Source organism: Dyadobacter sp. HNCC25DJ183, from assembly GCF_056895175.1.
Genome location: NZ_JBXHAP010000006.1, coordinates 1 through 13,700 on the forward strand (window position 1 = coordinate 1; position 13,700 = coordinate 13,700).

The following is a 13,700-nucleotide window of genomic DNA, read 5'->3' on the forward strand; positions in this document are numbered from 1 at the left end:
GCGTTCGCCGAACATAACTTTCTTCTGTTTCCATATCGATGCGTTTTTTCTGTATCGATATTTCAGGACGAGACATATGAAAGAAAAAGACTGCCTGATTCGTTTCAGGCAGCCTCTTTTGCTTTATTCAACTCCTTTATCTCTTCAATCCCGACAAAAATTCAACTACATCGCGGATTTCCCTTTTTGACATAATTGTTCCCATTGGCGGCATGCTTGAAGGTACATTCTCCCTTTTTGCGATACGCGCCGTGGCAATTTTGAGCGGCTCGGCTTCGGAAGTTTTCAGTATCAGTTCATGCTCATTTTCCTGCGCAAGTACGCCTGCAGCTGTTGTACCATCCTTCAAAGTCAGGATTACCATTCCGTAACCTGGTGATAAACGCGCACTCGGCTCGATCAACGCCTGCAATATCTGCTCGCGTGAAAGTACGTTTCCGATGTTCGAAAGAGATGGCCCAACTTCGCCACCTTGTCCGCCGATCGAGTGGCAGCGCACGCATTCTGCGGCTGAGCTTGTCAGGAAGTACCGACGGCCCAGCTGCGCATTTCCGCCAAATAGTGCATCCTGGTAATCGGCAACGGTAGCACCTTTGGAACGCATTGGAGCCAGTTTCGAAATCAATGCGGTCGATTTTGTTGAGTCAATGGCCTCTCCAAGATCAAGCGCGAGACTTGGCGGAAGTTTCTTGGCTTCCATTCTGCCGATCAGATCATTCAGGATTGTTTCGGTTTTAGCGACTGGCAGGCTGCCCAGTACTTTCAGCATCTGCTGTTGCTCTCTCAAGCTGCCTTTTTCAAAGATCTGGTTTGAAATGTCAGTCAATGTTTCCTTTGACATATTCACACTTCCTACCATTCCCAATGCAGCAGTACGAACATCGGCGTCAGCATCTGACATTCCTTTTTTCATTACCGCGTCCATTCCTGTATAATTCAGCTTATTCAATGCAACCAGCATTGCCGCGCGCACCTTTGAATCCTTATTCTCATTCAGGATTTTGACCAAACTTTCATTGCTGTCAGAAATGTTCAGGTTTGTCAGGATCTGCGAAGTAGCAATTAATATAGTCGGGTCGCTTTCCTGCAATAGGTCAGCAATGATCGGCTGTATTTTGGCTTTAATAGCAGCGGGATCTCGGGTGATAACGCCCCGGTAACGTCCGTCCACACGGTCCATTACTGACGGACTTGCCCAGCTACCCAATGTTGCCAGCGCTTCTGCCCTTATTTCCTTGTCAACATCTTTTCTTTTCGTAAATGCGATCAGATCGTTCAGTTGAGCCTCTCCGCCTACTCTTAGTGCGGCATTGATCGCGCGGCGAAGCAGCGGCTCAGACTTAAATCTTTTCTCGTTTAAAGTACCTGCAAGCGCCGGCAATGCACCCGGGATAGAAAGATCATCATTGATCGCGCGCGCTGCCTCTGCTACGATGTACTCATCCTTATCCTGCAGGAAAATACTGATACCATCATTTTTCATCCTGCGAAGTACCAGTACCGCAGCAGTACGCACCGATTTTTCAGGATTGTTGGCTAATGCAAGGATCGGCTGGACTTCTCCAATGCGCGATAATGCAAGCACAGCAGCGTGGCGCAGGTACACATCTTCATCATTGTTAGCCTTGGTCATGCTGATCAGTGGCGCAACTCCGTCTTTGTACTTGATCCTTCCGATCGCCTGCGCAGCATAAAACTGTACACGCGGGTTTTTACTCGACAGCATTGGTACCAGCATCGGGCCGGCTTCCGCAATGCGTGCATCGCCCAGTACTTTGGCTGCCTGTACGGTAACCTCTTCGTCAGAATCTTTCAGTAATGTCATCAATACATTGGCGTAAGATTTGTCCTCTCTTGCCAATTGCCCCATCCCCCAAATCCCGTGAATGCGGCCAAACTGGTTTTCTTTTTGTGCAATTGCTTTGTTCAAGACCGCCGCACCTTTCGCGCCGCGTGAAGCCAGCTCGAACTGCGACTTCTGCCTGATCCGCATATCCTGATTTGACAACAGCTTCAATAACATATCGTCATTTTGCTGTGCATAATCAAGCTGCATGAATTTCTTGGTCTCTGCGCGAAGTGCTTTCAGGTCGTTCTTTTCTTCTGTTACATCCAGTTTCCAGACGCGCCCGTAATTTTTGGTATCCCATCCATTGATCCAGTCGGCCACGTACAAGGCGCCATCAGGACCGAAACGAATGCCGGTTGGAAGAATACCCGACAAGATATTTTTCTCTCCATTCAGCACGAAAGATGCGCCTTTTGGTTTGAGTCCGAAAGCCCAGATCGGCGAGCGGGCCGGATTACCTACGAATTCTACAAGGAAAAACTTGTTCTTCCATTCGGAGCCGAGCGCAGTTCCCGGGTTGTATTGCATTCCTGTTGGTCCATTGTGGAAATTCTGGATAGGAGGGATAATGTAAGCCGCCTGACCTTCCCAGCGTGGTTTGAAGAGTTGTTCGTCCATCCACACTTTATAGCTGTTGTTTTTCGGATCGGTATACTTTCCGTACTGCCAGTTGGAGCGCCAACCTGCATCAGATCCTTCCACTACGTGCACCAAACGCTCGCTTTCGCCCGGGTGGTCACCGTCGTTGTCCGAGCTAATCAGGTTACCATATTCGTCAAATACAAATTCATGCGTATTTCTCAAACCGTGTGCAAAAACTTCAAAGTCACTTCCATCCGGATTGGAACGTGCAATGATACCTGAGTTAGGATGCTCGTGTTTTACACCTTCTTTGGTCGTAATGTTGGCACCGATATCACCAATGTTCCAGTAGATCTTTCCGTCTGGCCCCTCAATCGGATTGGACATACCGTGACCACCGAAACCGATATGTACCCCGTATCCGTGACTGATTGAAGTCTTTTCATCGAGGACACCGTCGCCGTTTGTATCCCTTAATCTCCAAAGATCAGGCGCGATAGCAACGAATGCATCTTTGGCGCGGATCAGCACACCGCCTGCCACGTCTGACACTTCTTCAAAAAAGTCGTCAAGAATGCGCGTTGATTTGTCGGCAATACCGTCATTGTCCGTATCCTGAATTTTCCAGACCTCGTCTTTTTCAACTGCAAGATCTTTCCAATCGTGAGATCCGTCGCCATTCAGGTCTTTCAGCCAGCTGTTTTCCTTGCTTTTATCGGGTGCAAAAGTACTGCGTAAAAACGCGCGGCGCTCTTCTACAGTTTGCAACCCAATGGAAGCGGTCATCCAGTTCTGGTGACCGCGGATATCGAATTCTGAGTTCTTCTGGCGGTTGGTACGGTTGAGGTATACTGCACCCCAATCGTCAACTGCAATCGCAACCGGGTCGGGAGCGAGGGAATCGGAAGCCCAGAGATCCAGTTTCAGTCCGTCTCCGAGCTTCACCGAGGTTTTTTCACGAATTTCTTTGGCTCTGGCCTTTCCCGTTGCCGCATCTTCTTTCACAACTACTGCTGTGCTGTTGGTCTTGGTAGTTTTACCGAAAGATCCGGAAGGCGACATTTTCATACACGAAACCACCACAACAGTAGTCCCGGCCAGGAGTAGTAAAGGTTTTTTTAGTTTGATTTTAGAGATCATTGAGCTTGGTTCATTAACTATTATTCTTGATTTTCTTTTATGATGCTGACCGAAACTGTTCTCTGCTGCGAGGCAAAAAGTGTTTTATATCTGCACGGTTTATTTTCTTTTCTGCATGCCAAAGTTCATAATCTCTTTGAAGCTTCAACCAAAATTCAGGAGCGGAGCCAAATGCTTCCGATAAGCGTACAGCCATTTCGGAACTAACTCCCTGATGCTCATTTAAGATATTTGAGAGCGTTTTTGCTGTTATACCAAGCCCTTCTGCAATCTGGCGAATCGTGAGATCACGTCCAGTCTCTTGCTTAATTCCTTCAATTACATCCCTTATCATTGAGCCCGGATGTGGGGGCATCATACCGCGTTTCATCATCATTTTAACTTAGTGGTAATCGAGATAATCTACTTCCGAAGCATTTCCATCTTCAAACCGAAAAATAATCCTCCAATTACCGTTGATTCTTACAGACCAGTAATTTCGTAAAGAGCCCTTCAACGGATGCAATGCCCAGCCTACAACATCCATGTCTTCGATCGAGCTGGCTTCATCTAGTCGGTACAAAATTCTTCTTATCCGTTCAATGTGGTGTGCTTGCAACTTGGCAGGATTATCGCTTTCAAAGAATAATCGCAAACCTTTATGCCTGAAATGAATGATCATGCTTTGTTCAAAAGTAACACATAAGGTTATGTGTTACAATCAAAAGAAAAAGATCGAAAAGGATTCTGCTCACTTTGCATGCGGGCACCTTCAATTTCTCAATGGAACAATTTTTTGTTAACATGCGGGATAAACGAACATAGAAACGTCTACTCCAAAATTAATGGCTATACAGGTTTTAATAACGTTGGTGCTTGTGCTTCTCAATGGGTTTTTTGTTGCAGCTGAGTTTGCAATAGTCAAGATCCGGGCTTCCCAGTTGGAGCAAAAGGCACAGGAGGGAAATAAAATGGCGATTTTGTCTAAACAAATCGTAGCCAACCTCGACGGTTACCTGGCCGCTACCCAGTTCGGGATTACCCTGGCAAGTCTTGGATTGGGCTGGATAGGGGAGCCTGTCGTCTCCAAAATCCTGATCGGCGCCATGGAGCTTGTCGGTATCTCACTGGATCCTGTGCTCGCACACCAGATCGCATTGCCTACTGCATTTGCTATTATCACCGTACTTCACATTGTTTTCGGCGAGCTTGCGCCTAAGTCCATCGCCATTCAGAGACCCGAGGCAACTACATTGGTTTTGTCGTATCCATTGCACGTATTCTTTTTGATTTTCAGACCGATCGTCTGGATGCTGAACGGCATTGCCAACTTTATCCTGAAAACAATCGGTATCACACCATCCCATGGAAGCGACGTGCATAGCAGCGACGAACTCCGGTATCTGGTTCAGCAGCAGAAAGAAAGTGGAATGATCGAAGCTGCCGATTACGATCTGATCAAGAATGCATTCGATTTTTCAGAGCGGCTGGCGCGGCAGGTTATGATTCCGCGTCCGCAGATCGTAGGCGTTGATATCAACGATTTTGATGAAGAAAAGCTGGAAAAGATCATTGAAGAAGGTTACTCAAGAATTCCCGTTTATGAAGATACCCTCGATCAGATCGTGGGCGTGCTGCATTTAAAAGATCTGCTGTTGAAAATGCGGCAGGGAAAGGATATCGTACTCCAGGAGCTGGTAAGACCAATTTCCACCGTACATGGTTCAAAACCGATTGGTGCATTACTTCGGGATTTTCAGGTTAACCGCCAGCAAATGGCCGCTATTGTTAATGAATATGGCGGGATCGACGGGATTATCACAATGGAAGATATACTGGAAGAACTGGTCGGCGAAATCCAGGATGAATACGATAACGAAACGCCGATCATCAAAAATGAGGGTGATAAGAGCTTCATTGTACTCGGTTCTATTTCCATTGAAGACCTGAACGAACGTTTGCCGCACGATTTGTCAAAAGGAAGTGAATACGAGACTTTGGCAGGTTATCTGATCTGGAAATTTGGCAGGATACCTTCTGTCAGCGAGAAATTCAAGACCCGCAATTATGAATTTACTGTCCTAAAAAAACAGCGGAGTACGATTACGCAGGTGAAAATTGCATTGCTGGATAATCAAAGTGTCATTTGATATACTAACCTGAAACTATGAAAAGCTACGTACTTATTGTTTGTGTCCTTCTTGCCGCAATATTGTATGTCCCGAAAGCAAATGCGCAGAAGTCTAAGAAGGGGGATAGTTTCCCAACATACGAGCAAATCCGGGGAGACCGGCGCGAGATATTTGACCACGTTGCTCCAGTGCAGGTGGTGGATCAGAATGTTGCCGGAGAAACAGGAAAGCTGCACGTTCCGGTTACATTGCGGCGCTTTGATGCATTTGGCTACCCGCCCGACAGCACGATCTATTACTTAAACGGGAGAAAGATCAAAAGCCAGAAAGCGGCAGAGGCGGAGCTTAGGGAAAAAGCCGGGAATGTGGAGCGGGTCTTGATCGGTGAAGTTGACAAAAAAGGAATGCGTGTGATCGAGATTGATTACGAGCTTAAAAAAGAGTAATCAAGCCTGATGGTATAGTTTTAACACCGTTTCCTTCATTTTACTTCCGGTTTCGCTCAGGATAAATGCGATACTTTCCGCCATATCTTCGGGAGAGATCCACTTTGTAAAGTCAGAACCAGGCATTGCTTCCCGGTTATCGGGCGTGTCAATGATACTTGGAACAACGACCGAAGCGGAGATATTGCTTTTCTTGCTTTCTGCATTGATCACATCCGCCGTTTGAAAAAGCAACGATTTTGATAAAGAATAAGCAAAACTGCCTGCGCCCTGATCAGGTACAAGCGCCGGCCGGGCACCGACCAGAATGAACTGTCCTCCGCCATTTTCCTCAAAATGCGCTTTAAGAGGTTTAATCAGGTTGAATGCAGTCAGGAAATTCATGCTGATCATCTTCTCGATATCCTGCACTGTGGTCGTTTCCAGTTTTCCGGGAGCAAATCCGCCGGCCAGTAAAACGGCTGCATAGATCCTGCCAGCTTTCGCTATTGCATTTGCAGCAAATGCTTCTGCCTGTTCAGGCTTAGTGAGATCAGCTTCGTAAGTTGAAACAAAAGCCGGATCAAAGTCGCCGGCTTTTGTTGTATTTCTCAAATTGATATGCAAACCATAACCCAGACTGATCAGTTTCCCGGCAACTACTTTGCCCAGATTGCCAGTTGCTCCGCTTACAATGATTTGTTTTCCCATAATCAATCAGAATAGTTCTGGTTTATTTTTCAAGAATGCGGATCAGGAATTCGCGGAAAGGTTCTGCAAACTCTTTTCTTTTCAATGCAAATTCAACCGTTGTTTTGAGATAATCCAGCTTGTCACCGATATCGTGGCGCTTGCCTTCAATGTGGTGCGCATAAATATTTTCACGCTTCAAAAGTAGCAGCAGTGAGTCTGTAAGCTGAATTTCGTTGTTCTTTCCTTTGGGAGTTTGCTCAATGGTATTAAAAATTTCAGGAGTCAGAATGTACCGGCCTGCAATCGCCAGGTTCGAAGGAGCAGATTCGATCGCAGGTTTCTCAACCAGCGTAGAAAGCTCCATGATGGAGTCGCTTAACGTTTTTCCGCCTACAATTCCGTACCGGTTAACCTTATTGGCCGGTACCTGTTCCACTGCGATTACCGAACCTCCGTATTGCTCGTAAGTGTCCATCAGCTGCTGCGTGACAGGAATAACCGAATCCATGATCGTATCCCCAAGCAAAACCGCAAACGGTTCATTGCCCACGTGGTGACGTGCATAATAAATTGCATCGCCCAAGCCATTTGCTTCCTTTTGGCGGACAAAATGCACATTTGCCATATCTGCCAATCGGCGCATTTCATTAAACCAAAGCAGGTCTTCTTTTTCTTCCAGCCTCGTTTCCAGCTCTACGTTCCGGTCAAAATGGTCTTCGATGGCCCGCTTACCCTTTCCCGAAATGATCAGAATATCTTCTATACCGGAATCAACAGCCTCTTGAACTACATATTGGATGGTCGGGATGTCGATAATGGGAAGCATTTCCTTCGGCATCGATTTGGTAGCTGGTAAAAACCGGGTTCCAAGTCCGGCAGCAGGTATTACGGCTTTGCGAATCATATGTTGGCTTTCGGCCGTCGGCTTTCGGCTTCCGGCTTTTTTAAGTGATAAGTATCTGCCTATGCAGGCGTATTTTCTATGAAATTATAAGTAAAGAGCTTCGAACCAGATATTCTTAGCTGATAGCTGATAGCTGATAGCTGATAGCTGATAGCTGATTTAAACTACAAACGGCTTAATGACACGCGCATTATGCTTTTTTAATTGTACAAAAAGCTGGTTGAGCATATCGTCGTCGCGGTAAATGCCAATGATTGTGCCTCCGGATCCGGCAAATTTAGCTGACGCGCCACAAGCTCTGGCCGCATTGATCAGCCTTTTATTTGAGTCGGGTACATTGTAAATCTGACAGCGAAGATCAAAGTTTTCATTCATCAACTGGTGCAGGTCATCGGCCCTGCCTTCCAGCAAAGCTTGTCGTCCCTGTTCAGCTTTTCCGGCAATCTGCCCCAGGATATCGATAACGTGCGCTTCTCCGCGGTCGAATCTTGTGCGGACATCGCTGTGTACCTTGCCCGAAACCTTGCTGAGATTGGTGTTATAGGCGACATAAAGTTTGGGCAGGAGTTCCGGATTAATGCGTTCATAAAGTCCGTGGCCATTTTGTTCGATCATTGTTTTGTCGAAATCCATATACACACAACCTTCGTAACATTGGATAACCCGATCCTGCAACCCGGCGGTAATGCCCAGTTCTTCGGTTTCGGTGACCATAACAAGCTGCGGCAGGATTTCCAGTGGGATTTCAACCTTATAGAACTGCATCAAAGCGCGGAAAAGCGCAACGACAATCGCGCTGGAACCCGACATCCCCACCTGTCTCGGAATGGATGAGCGGTAGCGCACTGTGAAGTTCCTGTTCGGCAGCCTGATTCCCTGCTCTTCGCAGTAATCGCCAAATTTCTTGATGCCTGCTTTGATTAATGGAATACCACCATTATAACCCAGCATACTTACTGTGTCACGCAGGTGGAAAATGCTACGGAATGTGCTCAGATCCTGCGGCTGGGCTTCTATATGTAGTTCCGGAGATTCGTAGAGCGAAATGGAGGCACCGAAGTTCCTGACCGAAATGGAAATCGTTTTTCCGAAAAAACCGTCAGATGGATTGCCCAGTAGCCCTGCCCGGGCGTAAGCGCGTGTCTCAATGATCAAGGTGAAGTCTTTTTTTGCCAAAAGTAATAACTTATTGACGATACAAAGACGTTTTACCCCTATACGAAATTTGCATTGTGGTAAAATCCGTGTCTGGTTATCTCAACAGGCTGAAATAAAAAAGCGGGACAAATAAATGTCCACGCTTGTTGAAGAGACTGGTTTACTGATATATCTTATTGCTTAACTACCTGGATGTTAGCGATCAATTTAACTTCATCACCAACAACCACGCCGCCAGCTTCTGTGACTGCACTCCATTCCAGGCCAAATTCCTTACGGTTGATTTTGCCTGTTACTTCAAAACCGGATTTATTATTTCCGTAAAAGTCTGTCATGTTACCACCGTACTCTACCGCGAATTCAAAAGGTTTGGTAATCCCTTTTACAGACAGATCTCCTTTAAGTGTGTAGCTCTCAGATCCTGTTTTGGCAAGTTTGCCGGTAAAGGAAAGTTTAGGGTGTTTTTCCGATTCGAAAAAATCACCTGACTTCAAGTGCTCGTCGCGCTGCGCCTGGTTGGTGTCAACGCTCGCAGTATCTGCTGAAAAGTTAACGGTCGCTCCGTCAAAGTCTTCGGTCTCAGTTTCCACTGATCCTTCAAAGGTTCTGAAATAACCTGTAACTGTTGAAATTACAAGGTGTTTTACCTTAAACTGAATTTCTGAATGTGTTGGGTCAATCACCCATTTTGTGGTAGCCATAACAGTAATGTTTTTGATGTATGTAATAACATTTAATGTATATACATGTAAATATGAATAATAGTTTCAAACACACAAAAAAATCCCGAACAATGTCCGGGATTTTTTTGTGATGTCTTACCAGGTTACTTCGGCATTTCGAAAATCGCGGGGTCAATTTTTGGGTTCACTTCTAGAGTCTTGATGTGCAATGCCATCTTAGTGCCAGGCATTGCGGATGTTGAAACCTCCGAAGTAAAGGGGTAGTATATTCCATCCACTTGCCGGAAGTCAGACTGCATGTTTTCAGACTCAATATCCTGGCCGTTAATATTCGTCTTCGCCACAATTTTCAGGATGTAAAATGTGTCTTTGGAGATATAGTTAACTCTTTTTACACCATTTTTCAAGGTCATCGTCACCTTGTATACCTTCGCACTAGCTAAATCTTCCTCTCCATCCAATGTCAGCTGGTAGCCTTTCTGTTTGTAGTTATATAAACCTGTAATATCAGTTTCCGAAGCCATTGACTTCACGGCTTCTTCGGGCAATGCAGTTGGTTTTGTCTCGCCTGTCATCGGGTTAATCGCCCAGCCGGTATTTCCATTAATGGCCTGCACAATAGTAGAACCTTGTACCACAGTCTCGCTTCTGAAAGCCTGGTTCTGAACGATAGTGGTATTGATAGGTACTTTCATGTTCATCACATCCATTTCGGCCGTGATTTTCATGCTTTGCAATTTGGACAGCTTATCCTCACCACCCATTGCATTAATGTGTTTCGAAACAATTTCATCTACATTCTGCGCCTGAACACTCGTAAAAATGCCAGAGAGAATCAGGAGCATGAATATGGTTTTAACTAGTCTGTTGGTCATGATTTAAATGGTTTGTTGTTAATGAAATGCAGAGATCCCTTCCGAGACTTATGTAACCTGCTTTTTGTCTCCCCTTAGACTATCATATCACGCAGCTACCGGATAGCTTGCAAAGGATCGTCCCGCCATTTGTGCGGCAAATTGGAGACATGCATCTATATCCTCGTTCTCCAGCGAAGGGAATTCATATAGAATAACGTCTCTACTATCGCCCGCAGCCAAATGTTCCAATACTGTCTGCACAGTAATTCTCTTGCTGCGGATTGTAGGTTTACCATTGCACAAATCCGGATTCACAGTAATCCTGTTGATTAAATCGACCATATTCCTGTCATTTTTCTTAGGTATAGCGAGGTATATTTACAAATATAGCAACAAAAAAACGAGCGAACAGTGCTTGTTCGCTCGTTTGAATTGGTGCAGTTTACTGCTATTTAGTTCTTCAATGCTTCGGCACCACCTACGATTTCAAGGATTTCCTTGGTAATCGCCGCCTGGCGGGTACGGTTGTAAACCAGTCTGAGATCTTTCAGAAGCTCCTGCGCATTTTCAGTTGCTTTGTCCATTGCCGTCATCCTTGCGCCCTGTTCAGAAGCGTTTGATTCCAAAACAGCACGGTACAGCTGGATTTTCAATGACTTTGGAATAAGCTCGGTTAAAATCTCTTCCTCAGTAGGTTCGAAGATATAGTTAACCTCAGCTTTTGTCGTTTTAGCGCTTTTATCTTCATTTGGGATCGGCAGGTACCTGTCTGCGTGAATGATCTGCGTTGCTACGTTTTTAAATTCATTGTACACAAGGTCCACTGCATCAAAGCGTCCGTCGGTGAATGCTTTCATGATCTCCTCGGCCGCCAGTTTTACGTTAGTAAAGCTTAGTCTTCCAAAAAGGTCTGTGTAACCAATATTAACAAGAAGTCCGCGACGGCTCAGCGATTCAGCGCCTTTCTTGCCAATTGCGAAAATCTCAACATTTCCTTTGCGTGCCTGCTCGGCATACCTCTGCTCGATCAGCGCAAGTGTTGCTTTGATGATGTTGGTGTTGAATGCACCGCACAGTCCGCGATCGGAGGTGATCACTACAATCAAAACCTTCTCCACCGGACGTACTGTTTTCAATGGGCTATCCCCGGAACTTTCGGCTCCGGCAGAAACAGTTGCGAGCATTTCACTCAGTTTCTGGGCATAAGGACGCATTTGTAAGATACCATCCTGAGCCCTGCGCAGTTTTGCCGCAGCAACCATCTTCATTGCTTTGGTGATCTGCTGCGTAGAGTTAACCGACACAATGCGGCTACGTACTTCTTTTAAGCTTGCCATTATTTGGAAGTTTAAAACATATCCGGTCGATGCCGGGGGTTGATATTTGGAAAAGGGAGCAGAGATCCTGCTCCCTTTTCAAGACTTAGTGATATTTAACAGCAACTTCTCTGGCTACTTTTTCGATCACGTCAGTAACGCTGTTGTCCAGCTTACCTGCACGCAATGCAGCAAGTGCCTCTTTGTGCTGGCCGCTAAGAACAGTGAGGAAGTCTGTCTCAAACTCTTTCACTTTGTTCACGTCCACTGAATCCAGCAATCCTTTTGTAGAAGCATATACGGTAGCAACCTGCATTTCAACAGGAACTGGTGCATATTGAGGCTGTTTCAAAACTTCCTGGTTACGACGACCACGGTCGATCGCAAGCTTGGTAGCAGCATCAAGGTCAGATCCGAATTTCGCAAAAGCTTCAAGCTCGCGGAACTGCGCCTGGTCCAGTTTAAGGGTACCAGATACTTTCTTCATTGATTTGATCTGAGCATTACCACCCACACGTGATACCGAGATACCTACGTTGATCGCAGGACGGATACCAGAGTTGAACAGGTTGGATTCAAGGAAGATCTGCCCGTCAGTAATCGAAATTACGTTGGTAGGAATGTAAGCAGAAACGTCACCAGCCTGTGTTTCGATAATTGGAAGGGCTGTGAGTGAACCACCACCTTTTACCACATTTTTCAATGAAGGAGGAAGGTCGTTCATGTTTCTAGCGATGCTGTCATCAGCGATGATTTTTGCAGCACGTTCCAAAAGGCGGCTATGCAGATAGAATACGTCTCCTGGATAAGCTTCACGGCCCGGAGGACGACGAAGCAGCAGGGAAACTTCGCGGTAAGCTACCGCTTGTTTTGAAAGGTCATCGTAAATAACCAAAGCAGGACGACCTGTATCACGGAAATATTCACCAATCGCAGCACCTGTAAATGGCGCATAAAATTGCATTGGCGAAGGATCAGAAGCACCGGCTGCGACGATTACGGTGTAATCCATTGCACCATACTTGCGAAGTGTAGCTTCAATTCCTTTGATAGTGGAAGCTTTCTGACCGCAGGCTACGTAAATACAGTAAACCGGCTCGCCTTTGTCGAAGTATTCTTTTTGATTGATAATCGTATCGATTGCCACAGCTGTTTTACCAGTCTGACGGTCACCGATAATCAGCTCGCGCTGACCGCGGCCGATGGGGATCATCGCGTCGATCGCTTTGATACCTGTCTGCAGAGGCTCAGTTACCGGCTGACGGTAAATAACACCAGGCGCTTTACGCTCGATAGGCATTTCGTAAACTTCCCCCAGAATAGGGCCGTTTCCGTCAATAGGTTCAGCGAGGGTATTTACAACACGGCCTATGATTCCGTCACCCACTTTTACAGAGGCGATTTCTTTCGTACGCTTTACTGTTGCACCTTCCTTAATGTCGCTGAAATCTCCAAGCAATACGGCGCCGACATTATCTTCTTCCAGGTTAAGAGCCAAGGCTTTCAGCCCTGTTTCGAACACAAGCAGCTCACCTGCCTGTACCTGAGAGAGACCATAAATACGGGCAACACCGTCACCAACCTGAAGAACTGTCCCTACTTCTTCGAGCTCTGCTTCTGATCTGGCGCCTGCGAGTTGTTCGCGCAGGATAGCCGAAACTTCATCCGGTCTAACAGATACCATAGTATAATTGACTTATTTAGAGTATAGTAGTAAGTTTTTGAAAACTGCCGCAAAGGTAGTGTTTAATTTTGGTAAAAACAGTATGTTCTGAATAGTATAATTAAGGAGAAAGTACGGTCCCATAAAATTAGATTATTCCAAGTATCACCCCTGAATGCCCTTTTAGACGCCATTTACCGTTTGTAAGCTATAAGGAACATTTTTAAAACTTTTTTAGGTACTAATTGTGTTTTTGTTGTAATTGAATTCGTTAATACCACTTACATCTGAAAAGTTTATTTTATCGTCCATCAATCAG

At 45.8% G+C, this 13,700-nt stretch carries 13 protein-coding genes; 2 read left to right on the forward strand and 11 right to left on the reverse strand.

What is annotated here, in order from left to right; genetic code table 11:
- Positions 1 to 136: 136 nt before the first annotated feature.
- Genes AC1XTG_RS15735 through AC1XTG_RS15745 form a run of 3 tightly spaced genes read right to left on the reverse strand, consistent with a single transcriptional unit; the run spans position 137 to position 4,232 of the window.
- Positions 137 to 3,571 carry a DUF7133 domain-containing protein gene (locus AC1XTG_RS15735; RefSeq protein WP_484842600.1) on the reverse strand — a complete coding sequence of 1,145 codons (3,435 nt, stop codon included), beginning with the start codon at positions 3,569 to 3,571 and terminating at the stop codon, positions 137 to 139.
- A 37-nt stretch (positions 3,572 to 3,608) separates the two neighbouring features.
- Positions 3,609 to 3,947, reverse strand: coding sequence for a HigA family addiction module antitoxin (locus AC1XTG_RS15740; protein ID WP_484842601.1), 339 nt, complete (start codon positions 3,945 to 3,947; stop codon positions 3,609 to 3,611).
- Positions 3,948 to 3,953: 6 nt separating this feature from the next.
- Positions 3,954 to 4,232, reverse strand: coding sequence for a type II toxin-antitoxin system RelE/ParE family toxin (locus tag AC1XTG_RS15745; protein ID WP_484842602.1), 279 nt, complete (start codon positions 4,230 to 4,232; stop codon positions 3,954 to 3,956).
- A gap of 163 nt (positions 4,233 to 4,395) precedes the next feature.
- Here AC1XTG_RS15745 and AC1XTG_RS15750 point away from each other — a divergent pair, with 163 nt between their 5' ends.
- Positions 4,396 to 5,700: a hemolysin family protein gene (locus AC1XTG_RS15750; RefSeq protein ID WP_484842603.1), complete on the forward strand. Its 1,305-nt coding sequence runs from the start codon at positions 4,396 to 4,398 to the stop codon at positions 5,698 to 5,700.
- Positions 5,701 to 5,717: 17 nt separating this feature from the next.
- Positions 5,718 to 6,128, forward strand: coding sequence for a hypothetical protein (locus tag AC1XTG_RS15755; protein ID WP_484842604.1), 411 nt, complete (start codon positions 5,718 to 5,720; stop codon positions 6,126 to 6,128).
- Here the strand turns inward: AC1XTG_RS15755 and AC1XTG_RS15760 are convergent, their stop codons facing one another.
- The 8 genes from AC1XTG_RS15760 to atpA all read right to left on the reverse strand — a co-directional run bounded on the left by AC1XTG_RS15760 (position 6,129) and on the right by atpA (position 13,402).
- Positions 6,129 to 6,818, reverse strand: coding sequence for an SDR family NAD(P)-dependent oxidoreductase (locus AC1XTG_RS15760; RefSeq protein WP_484842605.1), 690 nt, complete (start codon positions 6,816 to 6,818; stop codon positions 6,129 to 6,131).
- 22 nt (positions 6,819 to 6,840) lie between these two features.
- Positions 6,841 to 7,704, reverse strand: coding sequence for a UTP--glucose-1-phosphate uridylyltransferase GalU (gene galU / locus AC1XTG_RS15765; RefSeq protein ID WP_056280752.1), 864 nt, complete (start codon positions 7,702 to 7,704; stop codon positions 6,841 to 6,843).
- Positions 7,705 to 7,863: 159 nt separating this feature from the next.
- Positions 7,864 to 8,859: a mevalonate kinase family protein gene (locus AC1XTG_RS15770; RefSeq protein ID WP_484842874.1), complete on the reverse strand. Its 996-nt coding sequence runs from the start codon at positions 8,857 to 8,859 to the stop codon at positions 7,864 to 7,866.
- 176 nt (positions 8,860 to 9,035) lie between these two features.
- Positions 9,036 to 9,563 carry a YceI family protein gene (locus AC1XTG_RS15775; RefSeq protein ID WP_056280754.1) on the reverse strand — a complete coding sequence of 176 codons (528 nt, stop codon included), beginning with the start codon at positions 9,561 to 9,563 and terminating at the stop codon, positions 9,036 to 9,038.
- A gap of 125 nt (positions 9,564 to 9,688) precedes the next feature.
- On the reverse strand, positions 9,689 to 10,420 hold the full coding sequence (locus tag AC1XTG_RS15780; RefSeq protein WP_484842606.1) for an outer membrane lipoprotein-sorting protein: 732 nt from the start codon (positions 10,418 to 10,420) through the stop codon (positions 9,689 to 9,691).
- A gap of 87 nt (positions 10,421 to 10,507) precedes the next feature.
- Entirely contained in the window at positions 10,508 to 10,744 is a 237-nt protein-coding gene (locus AC1XTG_RS15785; protein ID WP_484842607.1) for a DUF433 domain-containing protein, read from the reverse strand.
- A gap of 110 nt (positions 10,745 to 10,854) precedes the next feature.
- Complete coding sequence (gene atpG, locus AC1XTG_RS15790) at positions 10,855 to 11,739, reverse strand: ATP synthase F1 subunit gamma (RefSeq protein ID WP_056280758.1); 885 nt, start codon at positions 11,737 to 11,739, stop codon at positions 10,855 to 10,857.
- Between the two features lie 85 nt (positions 11,740 to 11,824).
- Complete coding sequence (gene atpA / locus AC1XTG_RS15795) at positions 11,825 to 13,402, reverse strand: F0F1 ATP synthase subunit alpha (protein WP_484842608.1); 1,578 nt, start codon at positions 13,400 to 13,402, stop codon at positions 11,825 to 11,827.
- Positions 13,403 to 13,700 lie beyond the last annotated feature (298 nt).

Excerpts from the sequence above, each read along its gene's own strand:
- AC1XTG_RS15755 (WP_484842604.1), top strand. The coding sequence starts at position 5,718 with ATGAAAAGCTACGTACTTATTGTTTGTGTCCTTCTTGCCGCAATATTG.
- AC1XTG_RS15785 (WP_484842607.1), bottom strand. The coding sequence starts at position 10,744 with ATGGTCGATTTAATCAACAGGATTACTGTGAATCCGGATTTGTGCAAT.
- atpG (WP_056280758.1), bottom strand. The coding sequence starts at position 11,739 with ATGGCAAGCTTAAAAGAAGTACGTAGCCGCATTGTGTCGGTTAACTCT.
- atpA (WP_484842608.1), bottom strand. The coding sequence starts at position 13,402 with ATGGTATCTGTTAGACCGGATGAAGTTTCGGCTATCCTGCGCGAACAA.
- AC1XTG_RS15780 (WP_484842606.1), bottom strand. The coding sequence starts at position 10,420 with ATGACCAACAGACTAGTTAAAACCATATTCATGCTCCTGATTCTCTCT.
- AC1XTG_RS15740 (WP_484842601.1), bottom strand. The coding sequence starts at position 3,947 with ATGATGATGAAACGCGGTATGATGCCCCCACATCCGGGCTCAATGATA.
- AC1XTG_RS15775 (WP_056280754.1), bottom strand. The coding sequence starts at position 9,563 with ATGGCTACCACAAAATGGGTGATTGACCCAACACATTCAGAAATTCAG.
- AC1XTG_RS15735 (WP_484842600.1), bottom strand. The coding sequence starts at position 3,571 with ATGATCTCTAAAATCAAACTAAAAAAACCTTTACTACTCCTGGCCGGG.
- AC1XTG_RS15750 (WP_484842603.1), top strand. The coding sequence starts at position 4,396 with ATGGCTATACAGGTTTTAATAACGTTGGTGCTTGTGCTTCTCAATGGG.
- galU (WP_056280752.1), bottom strand. The coding sequence starts at position 7,704 with ATGATTCGCAAAGCCGTAATACCTGCTGCCGGACTTGGAACCCGGTTT.
- AC1XTG_RS15745 (WP_484842602.1), bottom strand. The coding sequence starts at position 4,232 with ATGATCATTCATTTCAGGCATAAAGGTTTGCGATTATTCTTTGAAAGC.
- AC1XTG_RS15760 (WP_484842605.1), bottom strand. The coding sequence starts at position 6,818 with ATGGGAAAACAAATCATTGTAAGCGGAGCAACTGGCAATCTGGGCAAA.